Source organism: Pseudomonas sp. AM14(2022) (assembly GCF_036346455.1).
GTDB lineage: Bacteria > Pseudomonadota > Gammaproteobacteria > Pseudomonadales > Pseudomonadaceae > Aquipseudomonas > Aquipseudomonas putida_A.
The window spans coordinates 619159-643656 of the sequence record NZ_JAOTNY010000002.1; the positions used below are offsets into that span (position 1 = coordinate 619159).

The window sequence follows — 24498 nt, forward strand, 5'->3', positions numbered from 1 at the left end:
CTCGCTCCCACAGGTTTTGGATCAGACTTGGGAAGGCGTTTGGCCGGGCTGGCGTCATCGCGGGCAAGCCCGGCTCCCACAGGGATTGGGGGATGGCTATTGTCGGTGGCGGGTCATGTTGATCAGGGCTGCGCGTCTGCCGCCCGGGGCCGGGCGTTCTTCGATGGAGAACGGCACGAAGCCGAGTTTCGGGTAAAGCAACAACCCCGCCGTGTTTTCGTTGAAGCAGGACAGCTGCACTTCCCTGGCCTGATACTTTTCGAAGCCGACGGCGGTCATGGTTTCGACAATGTAGCGAGCGACACCCTGGCCCCGGGCATATGGCGCGACGATGACGTTGCCGATACAGCAGACGCCGTCGTGCTCGGCACGGTAGAAGTTTGCGAAGCCGACGAACTCGCCGTTGGCCAGAAATGCCGTGGAGTCGAAGCGTTGGCTGATCGCGGTGTGCATTTGTTCTTCCGTCAGCGGGTACTGCGCTTTCGGGAACATGAAGTACAACTCTTGAACGCCCTGCGGAAAGCCGCACAGGGTTTTGACGTCGTCGGCCGTCACTGGCCGGTGGGAGAAATTCATCGCTGCCCTGCCCTCACTTTTTAACCGTCAGATGATGCGCAACCAACGCGTTGGCATGGCCGTGGCCCATGCCGTGTTCCTTCTTGAGCCACGCCACCAGTTCCATGTGTTTCTTGTCGGGGATGCCGGCGAGCAGGTTCAGCCAGTGCTCGATGGGCTGGCCGTATTTCTTTTCGATGGAGGGGAAGTACGACGCCGGGCCTTTTACCTTGTTGTCTTCGCTCATGCTCAAGCTCCCTTGGGTCACGACGGAGGGTCGGCGGACGCTCCTTGTCGGCAGGTCATAGAGTGGACGCGGGACGCTGTTCCGGCAAGTGGCCCATATAGGCAGTTCGGGATACGCCGCAGGACTTATTTTCTTGATAGCGCCCTGAGTCGTTCCCTTTCGGTCAGCCCGTCTGTCCTGACGCTGGCGATGGTCGCGTGATTCTTCTGCTCTGGCGGCAAAATCGGATCACCAGGAAATCGGTAATCGCTAAAGCCTTGCAAGACCCTTTGGTCGATCACGCTGCTGCCACAGCTTTGCTGCAGCGAGATCACTGGCACTAACGAGCCGGGGGCGTAAATCAGCTCGAGGAGCACTGGTTTGCGCTCGGGGGTCGCCAGTTTTTCTTGCGCCAGACGTTCCTCGACCTCTCGCATCTTCTCTCTGACGCCGGACTGCACCTGACGGACGTAAATCTTGTTGTACTGCTGTTGTTGCTCGGTCGTCATTACCACGCCTTTGGCGCGCAGGCGTTGGAGGTTGTCCCAGGCGCTGGCTTTGAAGTAGAGCTTTAGCGCACCTTGAAGATCCTGCGGGCCACCTCTGCCGTTTTCCAGGAAATCGGCCACTTTGAGTTCCATTTCGGTATTGCCGGGTTCAGCGATGGAACGCTGATAAAAATCCCGTGCCGCCACCAGATCCACCGGCCCGCCGACACCCGCTGCAGCCATGTCGCCAAGTCGGCTATAGACATTCGGCGCTCTTCGGGCCACCGACTCATAGATATCCTTGGCCTTGCCGACGTCCTGCGGCACACCTCGGCCCTGTTCGTACATCTGGCCGAGAATCACTTTGCAATTGGCGTTCTGGGTACTGAGATAGCGAATTTCAGCGACTTGCTGCTCGCTCATCGCCGCTTGTTTGAAGTAGTTGGCGCAGCGGAAAGAGGGAAATTCCTGATCCGCAACCTGAAGATGGTTAAGGGATTTACAACCTACGATGAGGGCGCTGAGCGCCAGTAGAGCAACAACCTTGTTCATGAACGGCATCCGTTGAAATCGTGCAGATTTCATCGGCAGGCAGATGCAAAACCTAAAGCCCGAGCACTCAAACACACAACAAAAACCTGTGGGAGCGAGCCTGCTCGCGAAGGCGTCGTGTCAGCCGGCATCATCGCTGACTGACACACCGCCTTCGCGAGCAGGCTCGCTCCCACAGGGATTGGGGGTTGAAGGAGGTCAGGGTTATTCGGTGCGGCCCGGCAACATCCGCACCAGCGTGTTATCCCGCCCCCAGTAGTGGTGAAACAGCCCCGCCGCCGCGTGCAAGCCGATCAGCCAGTAGCCGGTGCTGCCCAGTGTTTCATGCCAGTACTTGAGCTGTTTGGCGAAGTCCGGGTCGATCGCCACCGGTGCCGGGACGTGGAAGCCGAAGTATGGGAACGGTTTGTCGGCGGCAGCGAGCATCAGCCAGGCGAGGATCGGCGTGGCGATCATCAGCACGTACAGCGCCAGGTGCATCAGGTGCGAGATGCCGGTCTGCCAGGCTGGCGGCTTCGGAGTGATCGGCGGGCGTGGGCTCAAGCGGCCGAGGAGACGCACCCACACCAGCACGAAAATGCTCGCGCCGAACAGGCCGTGGAAGCCCATCAGCAGGCCGCGTGCTTCGCCGCCCTTGGGCATGTAGCCCTTGATTTCGACACATAGACGCCGACGAACAGCGCCAGCATCAGCCAGTGCAGGGTGATTGAGAGTTTTCCATAACGGGTGACGGCGGTGTCGCGAGTCATAACGTGCCTCGTGATTGTCGTGAGCGACGGTCTCGTCGCAATGGCAGGGCGAACCGATTGCACCACCCTGCCCTTGCAGCCTCAAGACCCCTTGCAGATTGCCCGCTCATTATCCTCACTTCACCTGCAAATTTTGTGAACAAAACCTCTGTTATCTCACTCAACGCCTCGCCTCAGTTGTGCAGCAACGCAGCAGCGGATGACACCACCAGCAACACCGCCAGAATCCGGTTCAGCCACTGCAACTGCGCCGGATTGCTCAACCAGCGCGCAGCACCGCGACCGAGCAACGCCCACAGCGCCAGACACGGCAACGACACCAGAAAGAACGCCAGGCACAACGCGTTCAAGCCCTGCCCTTGCGCGGTAAACACGCTGATCACGGCAATCGCCATCATCCACGACTTGGGGTTGACCCATTGCAACAGCGCGGCACCGAGCAGGCCCAGTTCGGGTTTTTCCTCGCCGCAAGCGGGATCGATGGCAGTGGCCGGCGCGGTGAAAATCTGCCACGCCAGCCACAGCATCCAGCCCATCCCCAGCGCACTGATCACCGGGCGCACACCGGGCAGCATCAGCGTACTGGCGCCCGCACCGGCGACCCACACCAACGACGCAGCGCCCGCCCCCGCGCCGAGAATGATCGGCAGGCACGGTCGCCAGCCGCGTCGGGCGCTGGTGCTGAGGACAATGAGATTGGTCGGCCCCGGGGTGATCGAGGCAACGAAGGCAAAGAGGATGAACGCAAGCATGGCACGGCCCTGTAGAAAGTCAGGGCCTACTGTGATGGCTGAGCAGCGTGGTGGTCTTGAACGTTTGTTCAGCGTCGAAACGTGCCAATGGCGCGTTGCTGATAGGCGCCCGGCGTGATGCCGTAGGCGCGCACGAACCAGCGGCCCAGATGGCTCTGGTCGGCGAAGCCGAGGCGGCTGGCGACTTCCACTGGCTGCATACCGGCGGCGAGCATCTGCCGGCCACGGCTCAGGCGCAGCTGAATCAGCCACGCGTGCGGCGCCAGACCGTAGGCCGCCTTGAACGCGCGGGTCAGGCGAAAGCGGTCGGTGCCGCAGACGTCGGCCAGGGTTTGCAGGCTGATGTCTTGCTCGTGGTAGGCCACCAGGTAATCGCGTGCCTGCCGGGCGATCAATGGCGCGCGGTTGGCAGCGGTCGGTTGCGGTCGCCGGTACAGGTGAATCGCCAGTCGCTCCAGCAACGCATCCAGCGCCACATCGCGCACCATGCGCACGTCCTGCTTATGCAGCGCATTGAAGGCAAACAAGGTGGCGCGAGCCAGTTCGGGATCATCGTTGAGCACACTGCCGATTCCCGGCAAGCCGCTGCCGTAACTGCCCAGATGCAAACCGTCCAGCGCCTGCTCCAGCCATGCCGGTTGCAGATACAGCATGCGATAGGTAAAGCCGTCCGGGCTCGGCGCATCGCCGTCATGGATGTCGCCGGGTTCCAGCATGAACACCTTGCCCGGCGTGCTGTCATGCCGCGCCCGACGGCTGTTGAAGCGCTGCACGCCTTGCTCGGTGAAGCCGATCAGGTAGGTTTCGTGCCAGTGCGGGTCGTAGGCATGCGCGTGCCCGGCGAAATGCGCGTGCAGGGTTTCGATGCCGGTTTCCCGGTCGCGGGCAAGGTCGATCCAGTTGCTCATGGCGTGCGTACAGTGGTGGGCTGGGGCCAGTAATCCACAATTGGCGGGTTGAGGCTAGAAGGTTTGTGCATTTCAGATCGAGCGTTGATTGACCCGCGCCATCAGTTGCTCGGCACTTTCCTTGCGCTCGGAATAGCGATCCACCAGAAAATCCTGGCGCTCGCGCAGCAGCACGGTGAACTTCACCAGCTCTTCCATCACATCAACCACGCGGTCATAAAACGCTGACGGTTTCATCCGCCCCGCCTCGTCGAATTCCGTGAACGCCTTGGGCACCGAAGACTGATTGGGGATGGTGAACATGCGCATCCAGCGCCCCAGTACGCGCAGTTGATTGACCACGTTGAACGACTGCGAACCGCCGCAGACCTGCATCACCGCGAGAGTTTTGCCCTGGGTCGGACGCACCGCACCGAGCTCAAGGGGAATCCAGTCGATCTGTGCCTTGAACACCGCCGACATCGCGCCGTGGCGTTCCGGCGAACACCAGACCTGACCTTCCGACCACAGCACCAGCTCGCGCAGTTCCTGGACTTTGGGATGGTCGACCGGGGCGTCGTCCGGCAACGGCAGACCGGACGGATTGAAGATGCGCGTCTCGGCACCGAAGTGCTCCAGCAAGCGTGCGGCCTCCTCCACCAGCAGACGGCTGAAGGAGCGTTCGCGGGTCGAGCCGTAGAGCAGCAGGATGCGTGGTTTGTGTTCGTGCGAAGGTGATGTGATCCGGCCTTCGAACAGCGTGTGATCAAGATTGGGCAGATGCTCTGACATACGTCCTCCGGCTCAGAGGGAGCCGATGCGATCCAGTTCGCGCTGAAGCTCAACGCGGCTGAGTGATTTGAAAGGAAGACCGAGGAAGGTTGCGCAGCGGCGCTCGATGATCGCCAGCGTGGCACGGAACGCGGCATCCACTGCGGCCTCGTCCCCCGTCACATCGGAGGGATCTTCCAGCCCCCAATGGCATTTGATCGCCGGGCCGAAGTACACCGGGCAGGTTTCGCCGGCTGCCTTGTCGCAGACAGTGATGACGATGTCCGGCGGGTTGCTTTCGAAAGCGTCGTTGCCCTTGCTGTACAAACCGTCGATGGAGATACCGGCCTGTTGCAGCGTCGTCAGGCTGCGTGGCAACACCTGGCCCTTGGGGAAACTGCCGGCGCTCACCGCCTCGAAGCCCTCGCGCGCCAGATGATTGAACATGGCTTCGGAAAGGATGCTGCGGCAACTGTTGGCCGTGCACATGAACAGGACACGCATGGATAGCTCCGGGGATAGTTGAATTTCAGCAGCACGCGGTTTCGCGGGCAGGACGGCCGTCCATGTTGTGCAGGCGACAGGCATTGTCCTTGAGCCAATCGGCATTGGCCGTCGCGGTGACCTTGAGGATCTGGTGAACCCAATCCGGCAGATCCGGGTTGAGCCGGTAATAGACCCACTGACCCTGACGGCGATCGAGCAACAACCCATTGCTGCGCAGTTGCGCGAGGTGGCGGCTGATTTTCGGCTGGCTGTCGTCGAGTGCACACATCAGCTCGCAGACACACAGCTCACCCTGCTCGGCAATCAGCAAGGTGGCGCGGACACGCGTTTCATCGGCCAGGCTTTTGAACAGTTCGGTGGGGGTGAGCATGGAGGGGCGGGCTCGAACATATGGAAAACCGAATATACGGATATCCATATATTATTCAACCCCAGATGCGATCCCTTGTAGGAGTGAGCCTGCTCGCGATAGCGGTATGTCTGTGAAGCAGAAGTCGCCTGATACACCGCTATCGCGAGCAGGCTCACTCCTACAAGGGAATTGTGTGGGCAGGATCAGCCGCGTAACAGGCCTTGCTCCACCTCGCAAAGGCCGACGACATAATCCCAGACCACCCGCAACCTTACTGACTTGTGCAACTCGCGCCGGGTACTGATCCAGTAAGGCAACAACCGCATAACCCTGTGGGAGCGGGCTTGCTCGCGAAGGCGTAGTGTCAGTCGATATTTACGTCACAGACATACCGCCTTCGCGAGCAAGCCCGCTCCCACAAGGGGATTTGTGTGGGCTGGACTATCCGCGTAACAGGCCTTGCTCCGCTTCGCACAACCCCACCACATAATCCCAGACCACCCGCAGCCGTACCGACTTGTGCAACGCGCGCCGGGTGCTGATCCAGTAACTGCGCTCGATGCTGTCATCCGGCAGCAACCGCAGAACCCTGTGGGAGCGGGCTTGCTCGCGAAGGCGTAGTGTCAGTCGATATCTACGTCACAGACATACCGCCTTCGCGAGCAAGCCCGCTCCCACAGGGGGGGATTTGTGTGGGCGGGACTAGCCGCGCAACAGGCCCTGCTCCGCCTCGCAAAGGCCGACGACATAATCCCAGACCACCCGCAACCTTACTGACTTGTGCAACTCGCGCCGGGTGCTGATCCAGTAACTGCGCTCGATGCTGTCATCCGGCAACAACGCCACCAGATCCGGATCCGACGCGGCCATGTAGCAAGGCAACACCGCAATGCCCAATCCCGAGCGCGCCGCTTCCTGCTGGGCGATGACGCTGGTGCTATGGAACACCACGCGCGGACTGCGGCAGAAGCTGTTGAGGAACATCAGTTCCTGACTGAACAGCAAATCATCGACATAACCGATCCACGCATGCCGCGCGAGGTCTTCGCGGCTGCGCAACGGCGGTGCGTTGTCGAGGTAGCGTTGGCTGGCGTAGAGCGCCAATCGATAGTCGGTGAGCTTGCGCGTGACCAGCATGTCGGCCGCCGGGCGCTCCAGATGAATGCTGATTTCCGCCTCGCGGTTGAGGATGCTGACGAAGCGCGGCACGGCGACCAGTTCCACTTCCAGCCCCGGATAACGTTCGAACAGGCCGATCATCCGGCTGGCGAGAAACTTGATGCCCAGCCCTTCGGTGACGCCGACACGGATCTTGCCCAGCGGTGCGGTGGACTGGGTGATTTCTTCCTGGGCCAGCAGCGCGACGTTCTCCATGGCTTCGGCGTGCTTGAGCAGCGCCTCGCCTGCCGGGGTCATTTCATAGCCCTGGGCGTGCTGGACGAACAGCGCGGTGCCGAGGCTTTTTTCGATGGCCTCGATGTGTCGGGCCACGGTGGCGTGAGTAGTGTTCAAGCGCCGGGCAGCGGTGAGCAGGCGGCCGCTGCGTTGCAACTCCAGAAAGAACCGCAGGTCATTCCAGTCGAACATGGGGTGTCCTTGTCAGCTATCGTCAATCCAGGCTGTTTGAAAACGCACAGCGGCTGCGCAAAAACTAACATTCTTTTAACGAAAGCTAACAACTAGAGTGTCCGACAATAAAAACAAAAAGCGAGGTCAGGGAATGCAGACTTCCCTTGAAGAATTCGACTACATCGTGGTCGGCGCCGGCCCTGCCGGGTGCCTGCTGGCCAATCGACTGTCGGCAGACAAACAGCAGCGGGTGTTGCTGCTCGAAGCCGGCGGACGCGACAACTACGCATGGATTCACATCCCCGTGGGTTACCTGTTCTGCATCGGCAACCCGCGCACCGACTGGTGCTACAAGACCGAAGCGCAACCCGGCCTGCAAGGTCGCAGCCTGAGCTATCCACGCGGCAAAGTGCTCGGTGGCTGCTCCTCGATCAACGGCATGATCTACATGCGCGGTCAGGCCGGCGACTATGACGGCTGGGCGGCCGAAGGCAATTCGGGCTGGGCCTGGAACGACGTGCTGCCGCTGTTCAAACAGAGCGAAAACCATTTTTCCGGCGCCGCTGAATTTCACGGTGCACAGGGTGAATGGCGGGTCGAGCAACAGCGGCTGTCATGGCCGATTCTCGACGCGTTTCGCAGCGCCGCCGAACAGAGCGGCATCGCCAGCATCGACGACTTCAATCAGGGCGACAACGAGGGTTGCGGCTACTTTCAGGTCAACCAGAAGGCCGGGGTGCGCTGGAACGCGGCCAAGGCCTTTCTCAAACCGATTCGCGAGCGGGTCAATCTGACGGTGCTGACCGGGGTTGAAGTGGATCGGGTGCTGCTGGAAAACGGTCGCGCATCGAAGGTCAGCGCCCGTCACGAAGGTCAGGTGAAAAGCTTCAAGGCGCGCAAGGAAATCATCCTCTGCGCCGGCGCCGTCGGTTCGCCGAGCATTCTGCAACGCTCCGGGATCGGCCCGAGTCCTTTGCTGGAGCGTCTGGGCATCGGGGTGATTCATGAGTTGCCGGGGGTCGGCGGCAATCTGCAGGATCACCTGCAACTGCGCCTGGTCTACAAACTGCAGAACGCCCGCACCCTGAATCAGATCGCCGGCAGCGTCTGGGGCAAGATGGGCATGGGCCTGCGTTATCTGTATGACCGCAGCGGGCCGCTGTCGATGGCGCCGAGTCAGCTCGGAGCGTTTGCCCGATCCGGGCCGGAGCAGACTTCCGCCAACCTTGAGTATCACGTGCAGCCGCTGTCGCTGGAGCGTTTTGGCGAGCCGCTGCACAGCTTTCCGGCGTTCACCGCGTCGGTGTGTGATCTGCGTCCGCAGAGCCGTGGCCGCATCGAAATCCGTTCGGCAGACCCGCAGGAAGCACCGCTGATTCAACCCAATTACCTCAGCCATCCTGAAGACCTGCGCGTGGCCGCCGACGCGATCCGCCTGACCCGCCGTATCGTCAGCGCCCCGGCCCTGCAAGCGTTCAAACCGGTGGAGTATCTGCCCGGCGACAGCCTGCAAAGCGAAGAACAACTGCACGAAGCGGCGGCGCGCATCGGCACGACGATTTTCCATCCGGTCGGTACCTGCCGCATGGGCAATGACGCTGAAGCGGTGGTCGATGCGCAATTGCGCGTGCATGGCGTGCCCGGCCTGCGCATCGCCGACGCCTCAATCATGCCGCGCATCACCTCGGGCAACACCTGTTCGTCTACGCTGATGATTGCCGAGAAGGCGGCGCAGCTGATCCTTTCAGGACCTGTTCACAGCCCCAATGTGGGAGCGGGCTTGCTCGCGAAAGCGGAGTGTCATTCACCCATGATTTGACTGACACGGCCCCTTCGGGAGCAAGCCCCCTCCCACAGGAATCAGCAGATTCAAGGCATCACGCAGTACCCGGACACGCAACACCAGTGGAACAACAAAAACAATCACTGTGAGGGATACCGACATGTCAGAACACGCTCAGCCGCTGGACGCCGCGAGCGGCGCCAGCACCAGCAATGCTACGCAGAAAGTCATCTTCGCCTCGTCCCTGGGGACGGTGTTCGAGTGGTATGACTTCTTCCTCTACGGCGCCCTCGCGGCAGTGATCAGCAAGCAGTTTTTCGCCGGGGTCAACGACACCACGGCGTTCATCTTCGCGCTGATGGCCTTTGCCGCCGGGTTTATCGTGCGGCCGTTCGGGGCGCTGGTGTTCGGTCGGTTGGGGGACATGATCGGGCGCAAATACACCTTCCTAGCGACCATCATCCTGATGGGGATCGCCACGTTCTGCGTCGGCCTGCTGCCGACCTACGCCAGCATCGGCATTGCCGCGCCGATCATTCTGGTGGTGCTGCGCATGCTTCAGGGTCTGGCCCTGGGCGGTGAATACGGCGGTGCTGCGACCTATGTGGCGGAACACGCGCCCATCGGCAAACGCGGCTTCCACACCAGCTGGATTCAATCCACTGCAACCCTCGGCCTGCTGCTGTCGCTGCTGGTGGTGCTCGGTTGCCGCTACTTCACTGGCGATCAGTTTGAAGTCTGGGGTTGGCGTATTCCGTTCCTGCTGTCGATCGTGCTGCTGGGCATTTCCACCTGGATCCGCCTGAGCCTGCACGAGTCGCCGGCGTACCTGAAAATGAAAGAGGAAGGCAAAGCCTCGAAAGCGCCGATCCGCGAATCCTTCGGCAAATGGGAGAACCTCAAGGTCGTGCTGATCGCGCTGTTCAGCATCAACGCCGGGCAAGCGGTGACCTTCTACGCCGCGCAATTTTACGTGCTGTTCTTCCTCACCCAGTTCCTGAAAATGGACCCGGCGGTGGCCAACAGCCTGCTGATCATCAGCGTGGTGATCGGCGCGCCGTTCTTCATCATTTTCGGCTGGCTGTCGGACAAGGTCGGGCGCAAACCGGTGCTGATGGTCGGCCTGCTGCTGGCGACGGCGCTGTACTTCCCGATTTTCAAATCCCTGGCGCATTACGCCAACCCGGCAATCGATCAGGCCAGCCGTCAGGCGCCGATCACCGTGCTGGCCGATCCGGCGACCTGCACCTTCCAGTTCGACCCGGTGGGCAAGGCCAAATTCGACAGCCCGTGCGACAAGGTCAAGACCTTCCTGGTCAAGCAGGGCCTGCCCTACTCCAGTGTCGCCGCTCCGGCCGGCAGTGGCGTGCAGGTGAGCATCGGCGACGTGAAGATCGACGGCTACGACGAATCCGCCCTGCGCGGCGCGGTGACCCTCGCCGGCTACCCGCAACAGGCCGACCTGCAACAGATCAACAAACCGATGATCGTGGCGCTGATCGTCGCGCTGATCATCATCTCGGCCATGTGCTACGGCCCGCTGGCGGCGCTGATGGTCGAGCTGTTCCCGACGCGCATCCGCTACACCTCGATGTCCCTGCCGTATCACATCGGCAACGGCTGGTTTGGTGGATTCCTGCCAACGGTGTCGTTCGCGCTGGTGGTGTACACCGGGGATATTTTCTATGGGCTGTGGTACCCGGTGCTGATTACCGGGGTCAGCCTGGTGGTGGGGATGATCTGTCTGCGAGAGACGAAGAATATCGATCTGGACAAAAACTGATTCCAGATCAACTCAGCTTACCTGTGGCGAGGGAGCTTGCTCCCGCTCGACTGCGAAGCAGTCGCAAAACCTGTAACCGTGGTGTATCTGATGCACTGTAATTGCAGGGTTTAGGGTCGCTTCGCAACCCAGCGGGAGCAAGCTCCCTCGCCACAGGTGATTTACTCGGTCACAGACTTACGTGTCAGACGTCAGCCTTGATCACCTCAAACTTCACCTGGTCCGGATAAAACGCCACGTAGTCCTTGATCGCATCGACCGAGACTTTCGGATTTTCGTAAGTCCACACCGCATTCGCCCCCTCATGCCCCGGCACTTGCAGGCTGAAGTAATTGGCATCGCCCTTGTACGGGCAGTAACTGGTGTGGTCGGTGCGGGCGAAGTATTTCTCGTCGATGTCTTCGCGGCGCACGTAGTACACCGGCGGGTAGTTGGCCTCATGGAGCACCAGCACATGCGAGGACGCCGCGACCTGGATGCCGTGGAATTTCACCAGCAGGCAACCGGGGAGTTCTTCGAGGGTGATGACGGGATTGAGGCCGGTGGTGCTCATGGGGGTTCTCCAGGGACAAATGAACAGTGGCGAGGGAGCTTGCTCCCGCTGGGCTGCATAGCAGACCCAAATCCGGAAATCGCGCTGCATCAGGTATAACGCGATTTCAGGTTTTGCGACGGCTTCGCCGCCGAGCGGGAGCAAGCTCCCTCGCCACAAGCGTCAGGTTGGCCCTGTCATTTCACATCAAACCACGATATCAGTCGCCACCGCCTGCCCCACCACACCCACGGCAAAGTCAACCTGCCCCTGCCCGGTCAGATCGACCAGCAGCCCGGTCTGACCGTTCTGCGCGTAGTAAGTCAGGATCGCATCGCCCGCGTGGCCGGTGAAACTGCTGACAAAGTTCAGTGACGCCGCCCCCGTGGCAAACGCGGCGATGCCCGAGAGGTCGATCTTGTCCACGCCGCTCTTGAAATCCATGATCCAGTCCGGCTGGTTGTTGGTCGAGTCGCTGGCCGCACCGAACACGAAGGTGTCTGCGCCCTCGCCGCCCCACAGCACATCCGCGCCGCCACCGCCGTAGAGGATGTCGTTGCCGGCACCGCCGAACAGATGGTTAACCGCCGAGTTGCCGATCAGCAGGTCATTGCCCGAACCGCCAACCGCGTTTTCCACGGTCACGCCATAGGCAATCGACACGTTACCGACCAGACCGCCGACATCAGAGAACGAACCTTCGTTGAGGTTGATCTTCTGGTTCTGGGTGAAGCCGGAGAAGTTCAGGGTGTCATTGCCGCCACCGTCCCATACCGAGAACACCACTTTCGACGCCGCCGACGTGGCGCTGTAGAAATCGCGGCCGGCGTTGGAGCCGAAACCGTAGGTGGTGTCATCGGCGCGGGTTGCATAGTTGGCGCCGTAGAGTTTCTGCACCGCCACGATATCGTCGAGCAACGGCGCCGAGGCGTAGGCGCCGCTGCCGTCCTTGCTGAAGTTCTGGTCGGTGTTGGCTTCGCTCCAGTAGCTCATCAGGCTGTAGCCACGGGTGTCTTCGGCGTACTTGGCGTCGTTGTAGGTCGGGCTGCCGTTGCCGGCGTTGTAGGCGCCCGGGTGCGACAGGCCAAGGGTGTGGCCGATTTCGTGGGTCAGGGTCTGACGCCCGTAGTTGTTGGTGTCCGGGGTCTTGTTGACCTGATATTGATTGTTGATCAGGTACCACGACTGACCGTCATAGCTGCCGCCGCTCGGCAGGTAGGCGAACGCCGCGCCGCCGGTGCTGACGTCGTAGTTGCCGAAGGTCATGTGGCCGTCGCCGCCCTTGCCTTCAGTGAACGTGACCTTGGCCACGTCGGCCCAGGATTGCATGGCCAGCACGGCTTGAGCTTTCTGCTGCGCGCTGAACTGGCTGAAGTTGCCGAGGTTCGGGTTGTAGTTTGCCGGTTTCTCGGTGAGGAAGGTGTAGGTCAGGGAGATTTTGCCGTCGCCGTTCTTGTCGTGCCACGACAGGTTTTTGCGCAGGATTTCGTCGGTTGCCTGATCGGCGGTGAACGACGGTTTGCCGTTCACCAGGCCGACGCCACGGTCGTACAAGTGGCTGAAGGCGTTCACTTCGTCATAGGCGCTGCTGGATTTTGCTTTGGCTTGAGCCATGGTGGGACTTCCTTGTTTCAGAGTTGGCAGTACGCGTCGAGCACGGCAATCCACGGCGAGATTGTCCGGTCACTCGCGTTTCTGAGAAGCCCGGTGAACCTGACACGGGCGTCAATCGCCCTGCCAATCGATTTCTCGATAGCCGCTCGCGACGTCCCGGTAATACCGGTCATTCCCGGCAATGTTTTGATCTGTATATCCATACAGATAAAAGTTGCCCCGAGCGCCAACTGCAGCCATCCTGTGCACCTCCAGTGAACTGATCGACGACGGTGGTTATGCGGCTGTACCTCTGTGAAAAACCTTCCCAGGCCAAAGACATCGCGGCCGTGCTGGGCGCCAGGCGTCGGGGCGACGGCTGCTGGCTGGGAACGGACGTCACGGTGACCTGGTGCATCGGCCATCTGCTGGAAACCGCGCCGCCGGATGCCTACGACGCGCGCTACAAGCGCTGGGTGCTGGCGGATCTGCCGATCATTCCCGACAAGTGGAAAATGACCGTCAAGCCGCGCACCGCCAGCCAGTACAAGGCGGTCAAGCGCCTGCTTGGCGAGGCCAGCGAACTGATCATCGCCACCGACGCCGACCGTGAGGGCGAGATGATTGCCCGGGAACTGGTCGAGCACTGCCGCTATCGCGGGCCGATCCGCCGCTTGTGGCTGTCGGCGCTGGATGAAGCATCGATCCGCAAGGCTCTGGCCGCGCTGAAGCCAGGGGCGGAAACCTTCAGCCTGTATCACTCGGCGCTGGGGCGCTCGCGGGCCGACTGGCTGATCGGCATGAACATGAGTCGCCTGTTCACACTATTGGGCCGGCAGTCCGGCTATCAGGGTGTGCTACCGGTCGGTCGGGTGCAGACGCCGACACTGCGGCTGGTGGTGGATCGCGACCGCAGCATCGCCGACTTCGTGCCGGTGCCGTATTGGGCGATCGATGTGCAACTGCTGCACGATGGCACGCCGTTCACCGCACAATGGCGTGCGCCCTCGGACGTTTGCGACGAGCAGGATCGCTGTCTGAATCAGGCGCTGGCCCAGCAGGCAGCCGCCGCTCTGAACAGCGCCGCCAGTGCGCGGGTGGTCAAACTGCGCACTGAACGCATGCGTGAAGTGGCACCGCTGCCATTCGATCTGGGCACCCTGCAGGAGGTCTGCTCGAAGAAACTCGGTCTCGGCGCCCAGGAAACTCTCGACATCGCCCAGGCCCTTTACGAAACCTACAAGGTCATCACCTACCCGCGCAGCGATTGCGGCTTTCTGCCGCTGAGCCAGCACAGCGAGGCGCCGGGGATACTGGCGGCACTGCGTCAGGCCGACCCGAGCCTTGACGTGTTGAACGGTCACCTCGACCCGCAGCGCCGCTCGCGGGCGTGGAACGACGCCAAGGTCAGCGCCCACCACGGCATCATCCCCACAGCGGCAGCCAAGAATCTCGAGCGTCTGAGCGGTAAACACCGGGCGGTCTACACGCTGATTCGTGCGCGTTATCTGGCGCAATTTCTGCCCAACCATGAATACGATCGCACCCAGGCCGACTTCGATTGCGCCGGGGAAGCGTTGCGTGCCGTCGGCAAGCAGATCATCGAACCGGGCTGGAAGCGCGCCTTGCCCGAAGCCCTCGCCCCGGCCAAGGGCCGTGAAGCGCCAGCCCCGCAAACCCTGCCGGCGCTGAGCCAGGGTATCGATTGCGCCGTGGCCGGCGTGAATCTCAAGGATCTGTGGACCCAGCCGCCGAAGCCCTACACCGAGGGCGACCTGATCAAGGCGATGAAGAACGTCGCCAAACTGGTGGAAGATCCGCTGCTCAAACAGAAACTCAAGGACACCACCGGCATCGGCACCGAAGCGACACGCGCCTCAATCATTCAGGGTCTGCTGGATCGAGGTTATCTGGTGAAGAACGGCAAGGCACTGGCCGCGACGCCGGCGGCCTTCAGCCTGATCGACGCCGTGCCCCGGGCGATTGCCGATCCCGGCACCACCGCCATCTGGGAACAGGCGCTGGACATGGTGCAGAGCGGCGAGATGAGCCTGGAAGAGTTCGTCACCAAACAGGCGGCGTGGATGAGCAAGCAGGTCAGCCGCTGTTCGGCGCTGAGCCTGACCATCAGCGGCCCGCCACCGGCCGGCAAGGCCGCGGCGCCGTGGAAGAAAAAGCGTAAATCGACCCGAAGCAAAACTGCCAGCGCAGCCAAACGCACAGCGAAGTAATGATCAGTCCTGTGGTGGGGGATTCTGTGGTGAGGGGATTTATCCCCGATGGGCTGCGAAGCGGCCCCAGCTTTTACTTAAACTAGAGGACTGCTGCGCAGTCCATCGGGGATAAATCCCCTCGCCACAAGGTGTGAGTTCACATTATCGGCTTCATCACCGCAGGGAGTTAACCCAATGCCCAGCATCGAACTGCACCCCGCCCACCGCGACGAACTGCAAACCATCGAAAACCTCATGCAGTTCTACATGTACGACTTCAGCCAATGGCTACCACTGAAACTCGGCGAACATGGCTTCTTCAGCATTCAGCAGAAAGACGATTACTGGCGCAATCCCGCTACCCAACCGTTCCTGATCCGCGTCGACGGTGAACTGGCCGGCTTCGTGACCGTGGATAACGACACCCACATCGACGGCGCCGAACACAACATCGGCTACTTCTTCCTCACCCGGCGTTTTCGTGGCCAAGGCGTCGGGCAGTTTGTCGTCTCTGCCCTCTTGAGCCGTCTGCCCGGTCAATGGCAGATTTTCCACATCGACGCCAACCTGCCTGCGCAGCGCTTCTGGGCCAGGTTGATCCCCGAATTGACTGGCGGCGCATTCACCCGCCAACAGCGCGCCGTGGACGGTTACCCCTGCACCTTCTACGTCCTGCGCGCCCCCGCATCCGTTGCCTGAACGGAACTTTTCTCATTCCAAAACCGCTTTGTCCGACAATATGTAGTGAACAAAAATAATCACTACAAAACCGTTGACGGCACCGTTTTGCTTTTGCATGATGAAGACGTTCCCCGATCGGGAACATCGGTAACACGCTTGAGCAAACTCGTCTGACCGCCGAGTTGTTTTTTCCGGATACACGCTGCCCACAAGGCAGATTGAAGAAGCTGACCTGGCCTGAACGTCCAGTACAAGGACGAGAAGCGCTGGCGAAAATTCTCAAGACGCTTGTGGTCGACCCTGAAAACGTCGTCAAGGAGCCTCCCGGTTTTCGCTGCTTCTCCTCGTTGTGACGCTATTGCGTAGCAGTTATTCAACACGACTACATGCAACAGACGCATGACCCCGTACTTCACACGGGCGACCGCTGACGTCCTGGTTTCGGTGCCAGGGATCAACTAACCGATGGGCTACCTGTATTAGCGAATCAACTTTGAAAGATCACCAGACTGGTCAAGGGGCAAACATCATGAATCTGAACAATCAACCTACTATCGAAGAACTGGCTCGTATGTTCGCTGCGCAAAAAGACAGCCACGACAGCCACATTCTCTGGATCAGCAAGTCGGGTCAGGTGCATATCGACTGCCTGTCACCCCACGCTGGTGAAGAAGAATTCGACCGCAGCAACCAGAACCTGCTGGCCCGCCTGAAGATGTACCGCCGCGGCCACGGTTATGTCGGCAAGAAAGCTGCGGCCGACAAGGACTTCATCAGTAATGTGCTGCAGACGCTGAAACAGGCGTGGGATTCGATGCAGAACAAGAATGAAGTTCGGGTGATTGACCGGTTCTACTGATTTACAACTTCAATAAATAAAAGGGGCCTGCTTCCAACAGAAGCAGGCCCTTTTTATATCCGCAATTCACCACACAATCCTGTGGGAGCGGGCTTGCTCGCGAATGGGCCGGGTCAGTCACCATCACTTCAACTGAGACACCGCATTCGCGAGCAAGCCCGCTCCTACAGGGGGGCTGTGTTGTTGGTCAGATTTTCGTTTGCAGGACCAGATTCACAAACGCCAGAGCCGCCGCACTGTGGTAATTATTCTGCCGCCGCAACAACGCCGCCCCACGCTGCGGCGCTTCGTTCTCGACGCTCAAGCGACGCAACGCCCGGTCTTCGCTGGCAATCGCTTCGGGCAACATCGTCGCCATCGGCGAATGCCGCACCACCTCCAGCAACGTACTTACCGAGTTCACCTCGATCCGCACCTGTGGCGTGATTCCGTGCTGACGAAAGTATTCATCGATCGATAAGCGCGTGATGAAATCCGGCGCCAGCAAGGCGAAATCCAGTTGCGCAAGGTCACTCGACGTCAGCACCGCACTGCTGTCGTACAGCGGATGCTCGCGCCCGACCATGATTCCCAGGGTTTCGGTAAACGCCGGGATGCACTCGATGTCCGGGTGGCGCACCGGGGTAAAGGCAATCGCGATATCCAGCGAATCGTCCGCCAGCCCCGCCTCGATGTCGTCCATCGACAGCTCGAAAATCTGCAGATGGATCCCCGGGTAGCGCGCCGCAAAATCACGCACCAACGGCCCGACCAGATAGGCCATGAAGGTCGGCGTCATGGCCAGCCGCAGGCTGCCACGGGACAGATCCTTCACGTCATGCAACGCCCGCTTGCCCGCCTCCAGTTCCACCAGCACGCGCCGCGCACACTCAATGTAAGCCTCACCGGCATCGGTGGGTTTAACGGTGCGTGAAGTGCGGTCGAACAGATTCACCCCGAGGCTTTCTTCCAGTTGGCGGATCTGTTGCGACAAGGTCGGCTGCGACACATGCAACGCCTCCGCCGCCCGGGTGAAGCCGCCGTGATCGGCCACGGCCAGCAGATATCGCAAATGTCGCAGCAGCATGGGATCACCATCTATAGGCAGGACTTATGCGAAGTATTGTATATCGGTCTTGGACGCTATGGATCAATCGGCAGAAGATGGCTCCCACACAGCAAGCCAACCTTGAAAGGAGTGACACCATGCAACAGTCCCACGCCTATAACGATGCCAGCCTGGCCCTGACCACGCGCATTCTCGACATCAAGGCCCGCAAGAATTTGTCATGGCAGGATCTTGCCGATGGCACCGGCCTGAGCCTGGCCTACGTCACCGCTGCCCTCCTCGGCCAGCACCCGCTGCCACAAAACGCCGCGCAAGTGGTTGGCGACAAACTCGAGCTGGACGCCGACGCCGTTGCCGCCCTGCAGATCATCCCGCTGCGTGGCAGCCTCAGCGGTGTGCCGACCGACCCGACCATCTACCGCTTCCACGAGATGATCCAGATCTACGGCACCACCCTCAAAGCCCTGGTCCACGAGCAGTTCGGCGACGGCATCATCAGCGCCATCAACTTCAAGCTCGACATCAAGAAAGTCGAAGACCCGGAAGGCGGCTCCCGCGCCGTGGTCACCCTCGACGGCAAGTTCCTGCCACTGCGTCCGTTCTGATCCACCCCGGCCCGCACCCCGTGTGCGGGCCCATCCAAACCTCAATTGCCAAGTCGTCATCACATCTGCCTGGAGGCTGCCCCATGCACAAAATTCTGTTGACCCTGACCCTGCTCGCCGGCCTTGCCGCCCAGGCCCAGGCTGATGAAGAGGCGATTGCCTACCGATACGGCATGACTCTGGATATTGCTGAAATCGTGAGCATCACCCCGGTCACCGACGTCTGCGGCGCTGTACCGGTCGAGATGACCTACCTCGACAGCCACGGCGCAAAACACATTCTTCAATACAGCGAATTCGGCACCGGCTGTTCGAACTGAGAGGACAACACCATGAAAAACCTGATCGAAGGCTTCCTGAAGTTCCAGAACGAGGCGTTTCCGCAACGCACCGAGCTGTTCAAGCACTTGGCGACCACTCAAACCCCGGGCACCTTGTTCATCACCTGTTCCGACAGCCGCGTGGTGCCGGAACTGCTGACCCAGCAAGAACCCGGCGAGCTGTTCGTGATCCGCAACGCTGGCAATATCGTGCCGTCCTACAGCCCGCATCCGGGCGGGGTTTCGGCGACGGTGGAATATGCGGTGGCGGTGCTTGGGGTGACGGACATCGTGATCTGCGGCCACTCCGATTGTGGCGCGATGACCGCGATTGCCCAATGCAAATGCATGGATCACCTGCCCGCCGTCAGCGGCTGGCTGCAACATGCCGAGTCGGCGAAAGTGGTGAACGAGGCGCGGCCGCACGCCAATGACGCGGCGAAATTGAGTTCGATGGTGCGGGAAAATGTGATCGCGCAACTGGCGAATATTCAGACCCACCCGAGCGTACGTCTGGCCCAGGAGAAGGGCCTGCTGAACCTGCATGGCTGGGTGTATGACATCGAGACCGGCTCGATCGATGCGCTGGCGGCGGATCGCCGCACGTTTGTGCCGCTGGCTGAGCAGCCGGCGACGTGCGCCGTTCAGGCAAACGCCAGCGCAGCCGCCTGATACAAGTCCGCTGAGGTGAAGAGGAACTTGTGGCGAGGGGATTTATCCCCGATGGACTGCGCAGCAGGCCCGATCTCTTGGGGCCGCTTCGCGCCCCATCGGGGATAAATCCCCTCGCCACAGGGCCGGTGTGCATCAATCGGGATAAGGCGTTTTCAGCGTTTTACGCTGAGGTCGATCTGAGTCATGCGACTACGGACCGTGAACACGCCATCGCCCGAAAGAATCGCACTGCGCGCAAACAGGCGCCCGCTCTCCCAGTTCGAAAGCCCCAGTTCCGGCTTGTTCAGCGCGTACTGGCCATCGACCCAACGGGTAATCCCGTTACCCACAAACGGTGCGTTCACCGCGTTGTAAAAACGCTCTTGCGCAGCAGCATCCTCGCTGATCAGCGACACCGTGAACTGCGGGCTGTAGCGGTTGAACAGCGCGATCGCCTGATCCAGATCGTCGACAATCATCAGGCTGACTTCCGGGGTTTCTTCCCATTCCCACTCACGGCCCAGTTCGGATTCCGCCAGCGTTTCGGCCAGGGCTTCGGTCTGATAACCTTCGGCGCGATAGACCTCGACCGTCGCGTTGTGCCACTCAGCCGGCAGGTAACTTTCGCTGCCTGTGACGATGTGCAATTTGCAGCCCTGACCGCGTGCGGTACCGGCCTGCTGCAGCGCATCGAGGAACAGCGGGATCAGCTCGACGGCACGATCACGTTGAATCAGGCAGACGTTCAGCGTGTTGCAGACTTTGCGATCCAGCGAATTACGCACCACGGCGGCGAAGCGCGTGGCGTCGGCGTCACGATCGGCAATCAGCCACGCGCCACCAGTGCCGTGCAGGCTGACCGCCGTGCCCGCCTGCTGGGCGATGCTGCCCAACTGGCTGACCGCGCGGCCCGAACCCCGGGCCACCGCCAGCGACAAACGCCGGTCGGCGAACATCGCCCACCCGGCCGCGTGATTGACACTTTCCACCAGCGACACCGCACCCGCCGGCAGACCGGCATCGGCCAGCGCCGGATTCAGCGCGTGAGTGACGATTGCTTGCGCGGTGCCCAATGCATCGCTGCCGATGCGCAGCACCGCGGTGTTGCCGGTGCGCAGTACACCGGCGGCATCGGCGAACACGTTCGGCCGTCCTTCGAACACGAAAGCCACGATGCCCAGCGGCGACACCACTTGCTCGACCTTCCAGCCGTCGTGTTCGACGCTGCTGATGACCTTGCCGCGCGTGGCCGGCGCATCCCGCCAGGCGCGCAAACCGGCGATCATGTCGCGGCGCATGCGCTCGTCGGCGAGCAGTCGGGTGGTCGAGCGACCACGGGCCTTGGCGCGTTCGATGTCGGCCAGGTTGGCGGCTTCGATCAGGTTCCAGCACTCCGCGGTTTCCAGGCGTTGCGCGAACAGATCGAAGAAGTGGCTGATGGCCTCGTCGGAGACTGCCGACAATGCAGTGAATGCCGCTTCAGCACGCTCGATTGCCACCGCAGCCGCTTGTTGATCGACCACCGGAATCAGCAACAGCTCGCCACTCACCTGCTCGACCAGCAGGTGGTCACCGGGCTGAAACCGCGCCGCCAGTTCGGGGCTGACCACGGTCACGCGGTTACCAGCGAAAGGGATCGGCGTGCCAGCGACTAGACGTTCGAGCGCAAGAGACATGAAGCGGATTCACCATATGAGGGGCGGCCGGAAAATGTATAGGAACTGCGCTCTCCGAGGCAACACAAAACCCTTGTGGGAGCGAGCCTGCTCGCGAATGCGGTGGGTCAGCGAGAGATGCATCGACAGGCACGACGCTTTCGCGAGCAGGCTCGCTCCCACAGGGTTTTGCAGTGTTTGGAAGATCAGGTCAGAACACCGACCAGCCAATCCGCGAACTGAGCATCTCCAGCGCCGCCATCCCCGCCAGCGAGTTACCGGCAGCGTTGAGTTCCGGCGACCACACGCACACCGTGAACTGCCCCGGCACCACCGCGACGATCCCGCCGCCTACCCCGCTCTTGCCCGGCAGGCCGACGCGATAAGCGAAGTTGCCGGCCTCGTCGTACAGGCCGCTGGTGGCCATGATCGAGTTGACTTGTTGGGTCTGGCGCCGGGTCAGGACCTGTTCGCCGCTGTGCTTGCAGAAACCGTCGTTGGCGAGGAAGCAGAATGCGCGGGCCAGATCGATGCAGTTCATGCGCAGTGCGCAGTGGCTGAAGTAGCTGCGCAGCACCGCTTCGACGTCGTTGTGGAAGTTGCCGAACGATTGCATCAGGTACGCCATGGCCGCGTTGCGGGCGCGATGCTGGTATTCGGACTCGGCGACCTTGCCGTCGACGATCACCTGTGGATTGCCCGACAGGCGCCGCACGAAGTCGCGCATCGACAGGGCTGGCGCGGCGAAACGCGACTGGTTGATGTCGCAGATCACCAGCGCCCCGGCGTTGATGAACGGATTGCGCGGGCGCCCGCGTTCGAACTCCAGTTGCACCAGCGAGTTGAACGGCTGGCCGGACGGCTCGTGCCCCAGGCGCTCCCAGATCGCCTCACCGGAATGCTCGATCGCCTGCACCAGGCTGAACACCTTGGAAATACTCTGCACCGAGAACGGCGTCTCGGCGTCGCCGGCGCAATACATTTCGCCGTCGTTGCCATACACGGCGATGCCCAGCTGATTGGCCGGCACGGTGCCGAGGGCGGGAATGTAATCAGCCACTTTGCCCTGCCCGATCAAGGGCCGGACAGCGTCAAGAATCTCGTTCAACAGCGCTTGCATGCCGGGTTCCGAAGTCTCGCCCCATGGGATTGCGGGGACACTGGGGCTAGACGCTGCGCAACTGCCACGAATCACACTGGCTATCACAGGGGACTGTGGTAGATGAAAGATTCAGGGCTGGCCACGATCAAGGGTGGGAGTGGGCTTGCTCACGAAGGGGTCGGCACAGTCAGCATTGATGTTGGCTGACCTGACGCTTTCGCGAGCAAGCCCGCTCCCACAGGGGCTGTGGTGGATGAAGGATTCAGGGCTGGCCGCGATCAGGGGTGGGAGTGGGCTTGCTCACGAAGGGGCCGGTACAGTCAGCATTGATGTTGACTGAACTGACGCTTTCGCGAGCAAGCCCGCTCCCACAGGGGGCTGTGGTGGATGAAGGATGGGGGCCCGGCCGCGATCAGGGGTGGGAGTGGGCTTGCTCACGAAGGGGTCGGTACAGTCAGCATTAATGGCGGCTGACCTGACGCTTTCGCGAGCAGGCTCGCTCCCACTGGGGGGATTGCTGCAAATCCGGGATTCAGTGTGCCCCGTCGAGGCCGGCGAGCAGTGCGCTGTCGCGGCTGTAGATATCCGGCGCATAACGCACCTGCCCATCCTTGCCGACCTGTGCCGTCCAGTAGGTCATGAGGATCGGCACCGGTGCCGACAGGCGGAATTCGTGGGTGCTGCCGGTAGCGAGCAAGGTGTCGGTGCGGGTGCGTTCCGCCGGGGTCAGCAACAGGTCGCGCAGTTGCATCGGGTGCTCGACCCGCACACAGCCCGAGCTGAAGGCGCGCGGGCCTTTGTCGAACAGGGCCTTGCTCGGCGTATCGTGCAGGTACACCGCGAACGGGTTGGGGAAGCGGATCACCAGTTGCCCCAGCGGATTACGCGGCCCGGCCTCCTGGCGCAGCATGATGTTGCCGGGGTTGTCCCAGTCGATATCCGCTGCGGCCAATGGCTGGCCTTGGGCGTCGAGCACTTGCAGGTTCTGCCGGCTGAGGAAGGTCTGATCCTTGCGGATCGCCGGCAGCTTGTCTTCTTTCCAGATGGTCGGCGGCACAGTCCAGGTCGGGTTCAGCGTCAGACGCGTGACCCGGGATTTGAGCAACGGGGTCTGCCGTTCGGCGCGACCGACCTGGGTACGGGTCTGCCAGACCGGCACGCCGGCCTGATACAGGGTCAGCTCGGCGGCAGCGACGTTGACCAGCAAACCGTCGGGTTCCATGTCCTGCGCCAGCCAGCGGAAACGTTCAAGGTTGACGCGCAATTGTTCGCGGCGCGTCAGCGGGCTGATGTTGAGCTCGGCAATCGTCCCCGGCCCGACTACCCCGTCGGCCTGCAACGAATGGTTGGCCTGGAAGCTCTTCACCGCTTCCACCAGCACGCCCTCATAGGCATTGCCGGGCGTGCCGATGGCGTGGGTCAGATAGCCTTCGTTGAACAAGCGTTGGGCCAGTTCCGGCACGCGTTTGTCTTCCATCGCCGGGCGTAGCAACGGGCCGTTGCCCACCGACTGCCAGTGCGGCAAGGCTTGCAGCCGCTGGCTGGCGTAGAGGTGGCGCAGGCTCTGGTATTGCGCCAGACGCGGACGCGCCAGATCGAACGCGGTCTTGATGTCCTGCAGACCGGGCACGGCGATCGCCAGCAATTCCGCCTGACGATCACGCGGGGTGTCATCGGAATGCCACAGCGGCTCGAAATGCGATTGCAGCAGACGACCGTAATGCAGGTCCTGCAGCGCTTGCAGATACGAGCGGCTGATATCGATATCGGCACACAACTCGCCGTCCTGCGGCGGATTGGCCGCCACCGGGTAGCGCTTGGGATTGAGGCCATCATCGGCCAACAGCTGCAACTGCGCGCGCAAGGCCGGCAATCGCCCGGACTCGCTGGCCCACACCCGCAGCCAGTCCTGCTGCTGATAAAACGCCTGCAATTGCGTCAGCGCCGCGCCGCTCAGGTGCGCGGCAATCGCCGGGCACGCCTGGGGCAAACCGATCAGCACCGCTTGCAGCGGACTTTGTGGCTCGACCGGCATTTCCGCCGGCAGCGTCGGCAGGGTCTGCAACGGTGGCAGCGGCTCATCGGCGCAAGCGACAAACGGCGCAGCGAGCAAACAAATGCTCAAGTAGCATGCGTACTTTTTGAACAACTGCTTTACTCCAATCCGTGGCCGTCTGAATGACGGTCAACCTTACATCAGGTGCGCTGAACAGTCAGGCTCGAAACAGGGGTCTGTCGGGTATGACTGGGAGTCAGGAGCCA

The 24498-nt window shown here is 61.4% G+C and carries 23 protein-coding genes and 2 pseudogenes; 8 read left to right on the forward strand and 17 right to left on the reverse strand.

What is annotated here, in order from left to right; all coding sequences use genetic code 11:
- Window positions 1-96: 96 nt before the first annotated feature.
- The 11 genes and pseudogenes from V3W27_RS06380 to V3W27_RS06435 form a co-directional block, all read right to left on the reverse strand.
- On the reverse strand, window positions 97-576 hold the full coding sequence (locus tag V3W27_RS06380; RefSeq protein WP_253150204.1) for a GNAT family N-acetyltransferase: 480 nt from the start codon (window positions 574-576) through the stop codon (window positions 97-99).
- A gap of 13 nt (window positions 577-589) precedes the next feature.
- Window positions 590-802, reverse strand: a complete 213-nt coding sequence (locus V3W27_RS06385) for a DUF4287 domain-containing protein (protein WP_330206213.1) — start codon at window positions 800-802, stop codon at window positions 590-592.
- Between the two features lie 125 nt (window positions 803-927).
- Complete coding sequence (locus tag V3W27_RS06390; RefSeq protein WP_330206214.1) at window positions 928-1821, reverse strand: tetratricopeptide repeat protein; 894 nt, start codon at window positions 1819-1821, stop codon at window positions 928-930.
- Window positions 1822-2025: 204 nt separating this feature from the next.
- Window positions 2026-2570: pseudogene (locus tag V3W27_RS06395) on the reverse strand (cytochrome b).
- A gap of 173 nt (window positions 2571-2743) precedes the next feature.
- Window positions 2744-3322, reverse strand: coding sequence for a LysE family translocator (locus tag V3W27_RS06400; protein WP_330206215.1), 579 nt, complete (start codon window positions 3320-3322; stop codon window positions 2744-2746).
- 68 nt (window positions 3323-3390) lie between these two features.
- Window positions 3391-4230: a helix-turn-helix domain-containing protein gene (locus V3W27_RS06405; RefSeq protein WP_095136521.1), complete on the reverse strand. Its 840-nt coding sequence runs from the start codon at window positions 4228-4230 to the stop codon at window positions 3391-3393.
- Window positions 4231-4302: 72 nt separating this feature from the next.
- Window positions 4303-5001, reverse strand: a complete 699-nt coding sequence (gene arsH, locus V3W27_RS06410) for an arsenical resistance protein ArsH (RefSeq protein WP_007966871.1) — start codon at window positions 4999-5001, stop codon at window positions 4303-4305.
- A 12-nt stretch (window positions 5002-5013) separates the two neighbouring features.
- Entirely contained in the window at window positions 5014-5484 is a 471-nt protein-coding gene (locus V3W27_RS06415) for an arsenate reductase ArsC (protein WP_166497437.1), read from the reverse strand.
- A 25-nt stretch (window positions 5485-5509) separates the two neighbouring features.
- Complete coding sequence (locus V3W27_RS06420) at window positions 5510-5857, reverse strand: metalloregulator ArsR/SmtB family transcription factor (protein ID WP_095136524.1); 348 nt, start codon at window positions 5855-5857, stop codon at window positions 5510-5512.
- Between the two features lie 423 nt (window positions 5858-6280).
- Window positions 6281-6418 (reverse strand): annotated as a pseudogene (locus V3W27_RS06430) (LysR family transcriptional regulator); the annotation flags it as partial.
- Between the two features lie 123 nt (window positions 6419-6541).
- Window positions 6542-7426 carry a LysR family transcriptional regulator gene (locus V3W27_RS06435; RefSeq protein ID WP_045122518.1) on the reverse strand — a complete coding sequence of 295 codons (885 nt, stop codon included), beginning with the start codon at window positions 7424-7426 and terminating at the stop codon, window positions 6542-6544.
- Window positions 7427-7559: 133 nt separating this feature from the next.
- On the opposite strand from V3W27_RS06435, the gene V3W27_RS06440 reads away from it, so the two are divergent.
- Window positions 7560-9227: a GMC family oxidoreductase gene (locus V3W27_RS06440; RefSeq protein ID WP_330206216.1), complete on the forward strand. Its 1668-nt coding sequence runs from the start codon at window positions 7560-7562 to the stop codon at window positions 9225-9227.
- 124 nt (window positions 9228-9351) lie between these two features.
- Window positions 9352-10974 (forward strand): MFS transporter, encoded by a 1623-nt coding sequence (locus V3W27_RS06445; protein WP_330206217.1) that lies wholly within the window; start codon window positions 9352-9354, stop codon window positions 10972-10974.
- A gap of 184 nt (window positions 10975-11158) precedes the next feature.
- Here the strand turns inward: V3W27_RS06445 and V3W27_RS06450 are convergent, their stop codons facing one another.
- Both V3W27_RS06450 and V3W27_RS06455 read right to left on the reverse strand, forming a co-directional pair.
- Window positions 11159-11527 (reverse strand): DUF427 domain-containing protein, encoded by a 369-nt coding sequence (locus V3W27_RS06450; protein WP_330206218.1) that lies wholly within the window; start codon window positions 11525-11527, stop codon window positions 11159-11161.
- Window positions 11528-11713: 186 nt separating this feature from the next.
- Window positions 11714-13120 carry a serralysin family metalloprotease gene (locus V3W27_RS06455; protein WP_330206219.1) on the reverse strand — a complete coding sequence of 469 codons (1407 nt, stop codon included), beginning with the start codon at window positions 13118-13120 and terminating at the stop codon, window positions 11714-11716.
- A gap of 278 nt (window positions 13121-13398) precedes the next feature.
- Between V3W27_RS06455 and V3W27_RS06460 the strand changes: the two genes are divergently transcribed.
- The 3 genes from V3W27_RS06460 to V3W27_RS06470 all read left to right on the forward strand — a co-directional run bounded on the left by V3W27_RS06460 (window position 13399) and on the right by V3W27_RS06470 (window position 16852).
- Window positions 13399-15330, forward strand: a complete 1932-nt coding sequence (locus tag V3W27_RS06460; protein ID WP_330206220.1) for a DNA topoisomerase III — start codon at window positions 13399-13401, stop codon at window positions 15328-15330.
- Window positions 15331-15507: 177 nt separating this feature from the next.
- Window positions 15508-16011, forward strand: coding sequence for a GNAT family N-acetyltransferase (locus V3W27_RS06465; protein ID WP_330206221.1), 504 nt, complete (start codon window positions 15508-15510; stop codon window positions 16009-16011).
- 511 nt (window positions 16012-16522) lie between these two features.
- Window positions 16523-16852: a hypothetical protein gene (locus V3W27_RS06470; RefSeq protein WP_027611729.1), complete on the forward strand. Its 330-nt coding sequence runs from the start codon at window positions 16523-16525 to the stop codon at window positions 16850-16852.
- A 187-nt stretch (window positions 16853-17039) separates the two neighbouring features.
- On the opposite strand, the gene cynR is transcribed toward V3W27_RS06470, so the two are convergent.
- Window positions 17040-17918 (reverse strand): transcriptional regulator CynR, encoded by an 879-nt coding sequence (cynR, locus tag V3W27_RS06475; protein ID WP_115989485.1) that lies wholly within the window; start codon window positions 17916-17918, stop codon window positions 17040-17042.
- A 119-nt stretch (window positions 17919-18037) separates the two neighbouring features.
- Here cynR and cynS point away from each other — a divergent pair, with 119 nt between their 5' ends.
- The 3 genes from cynS (at window position 18038) to V3W27_RS06490 (ending at window position 19497) form a co-directional block, all read left to right on the forward strand.
- A complete protein-coding gene (gene cynS / locus V3W27_RS06480) occupies window positions 18038-18505 on the forward strand; it encodes a cyanase (protein WP_047597616.1) in 468 nt (155 codons plus the stop codon).
- 83 nt (window positions 18506-18588) lie between these two features.
- A complete protein-coding gene (locus V3W27_RS06485) occupies window positions 18589-18825 on the forward strand; it encodes a DUF2790 domain-containing protein (RefSeq protein ID WP_096796353.1) in 237 nt (78 codons plus the stop codon).
- Window positions 18826-18837: 12 nt separating this feature from the next.
- Window positions 18838-19497, forward strand: coding sequence for a carbonic anhydrase (locus V3W27_RS06490; RefSeq protein WP_096796352.1), 660 nt, complete (start codon window positions 18838-18840; stop codon window positions 19495-19497).
- Window positions 19498-19652: 155 nt separating this feature from the next.
- On the opposite strand, the gene V3W27_RS06495 is transcribed toward V3W27_RS06490, so the two are convergent.
- The 3 genes from V3W27_RS06495 to V3W27_RS06505 all read right to left on the reverse strand — a co-directional run bounded on the left by V3W27_RS06495 (window position 19653) and on the right by V3W27_RS06505 (window position 24385).
- On the reverse strand, window positions 19653-21155 hold the full coding sequence (locus V3W27_RS06495) for an aldehyde dehydrogenase family protein (RefSeq protein ID WP_330206222.1): 1503 nt from the start codon (window positions 21153-21155) through the stop codon (window positions 19653-19655).
- Window positions 21156-21345: 190 nt separating this feature from the next.
- Window positions 21346-22254, reverse strand: coding sequence for a glutaminase B (gene glsB, locus V3W27_RS06500; RefSeq protein WP_183780625.1), 909 nt, complete (start codon window positions 22252-22254; stop codon window positions 21346-21348).
- Window positions 22255-22768: 514 nt separating this feature from the next.
- Complete coding sequence (locus V3W27_RS06505) at window positions 22769-24385, reverse strand: L,D-transpeptidase family protein (protein WP_330206223.1); 1617 nt, start codon at window positions 24383-24385, stop codon at window positions 22769-22771.
- Window positions 24386-24498: the final 113 nt, after the last annotated feature.

Coding starts and splice junctions, on each gene's coding strand:
- V3W27_RS06380 (WP_253150204.1), bottom strand. CDS start 576: ATGAATTTCTCCCACCGGCCAGTGACGGCCGACGACGTCAAAACCCTG.
- V3W27_RS06385 (WP_330206213.1), bottom strand. CDS start 802: ATGAGCGAAGACAACAAGGTAAAAGGCCCGGCGTCGTACTTCCCCTCC.
- V3W27_RS06390 (WP_330206214.1), bottom strand. CDS start 1,821: ATGAACAAGGTTGTTGCTCTACTGGCGCTCAGCGCCCTCATCGTAGGT.
- V3W27_RS06400 (WP_330206215.1), bottom strand. CDS start 3,322: ATGCTTGCGTTCATCCTCTTTGCCTTCGTTGCCTCGATCACCCCGGGG.
- V3W27_RS06405 (WP_095136521.1), bottom strand. CDS start 4,230: ATGAGCAACTGGATCGACCTTGCCCGCGACCGGGAAACCGGCATCGAA.
- arsH (WP_007966871.1), bottom strand. CDS start 5,001: ATGTCAGAGCATCTGCCCAATCTTGATCACACGCTGTTCGAAGGCCGG.
- V3W27_RS06415 (WP_166497437.1), bottom strand. CDS start 5,484: ATGCGTGTCCTGTTCATGTGCACGGCCAACAGTTGCCGCAGCATCCTT.
- V3W27_RS06420 (WP_095136524.1), bottom strand. CDS start 5,857: ATGCTCACCCCCACCGAACTGTTCAAAAGCCTGGCCGATGAAACGCGT.
- V3W27_RS06435 (WP_045122518.1), bottom strand. CDS start 7,426: ATGTTCGACTGGAATGACCTGCGGTTCTTTCTGGAGTTGCAACGCAGC.
- V3W27_RS06440 (WP_330206216.1), top strand. CDS start 7,560: ATGCAGACTTCCCTTGAAGAATTCGACTACATCGTGGTCGGCGCCGGC.
- V3W27_RS06445 (WP_330206217.1), top strand. CDS start 9,352: ATGTCAGAACACGCTCAGCCGCTGGACGCCGCGAGCGGCGCCAGCACC.
- V3W27_RS06450 (WP_330206218.1), bottom strand. CDS start 11,527: ATGAGCACCACCGGCCTCAATCCCGTCATCACCCTCGAAGAACTCCCC.
- V3W27_RS06455 (WP_330206219.1), bottom strand. CDS start 13,120: ATGGCTCAAGCCAAAGCAAAATCCAGCAGCGCCTATGACGAAGTGAAC.
- V3W27_RS06460 (WP_330206220.1), top strand. CDS start 13,399: ATGCGGCTGTACCTCTGTGAAAAACCTTCCCAGGCCAAAGACATCGCG.
- V3W27_RS06465 (WP_330206221.1), top strand. CDS start 15,508: ATGCCCAGCATCGAACTGCACCCCGCCCACCGCGACGAACTGCAAACC.
- V3W27_RS06470 (WP_027611729.1), top strand. CDS start 16,523: ATGAATCTGAACAATCAACCTACTATCGAAGAACTGGCTCGTATGTTC.
- cynR (WP_115989485.1), bottom strand. CDS start 17,918: ATGCTGCTGCGACATTTGCGATATCTGCTGGCCGTGGCCGATCACGGC.
- cynS (WP_047597616.1), top strand. CDS start 18,038: ATGCAACAGTCCCACGCCTATAACGATGCCAGCCTGGCCCTGACCACG.
- V3W27_RS06485 (WP_096796353.1), top strand. CDS start 18,589: ATGCACAAAATTCTGTTGACCCTGACCCTGCTCGCCGGCCTTGCCGCC.
- V3W27_RS06490 (WP_096796352.1), top strand. CDS start 18,838: ATGAAAAACCTGATCGAAGGCTTCCTGAAGTTCCAGAACGAGGCGTTT.
- V3W27_RS06495 (WP_330206222.1), bottom strand. CDS start 21,155: ATGTCTCTTGCGCTCGAACGTCTAGTCGCTGGCACGCCGATCCCTTTC.
- glsB (WP_183780625.1), bottom strand. CDS start 22,254: ATGCAAGCGCTGTTGAACGAGATTCTTGACGCTGTCCGGCCCTTGATC.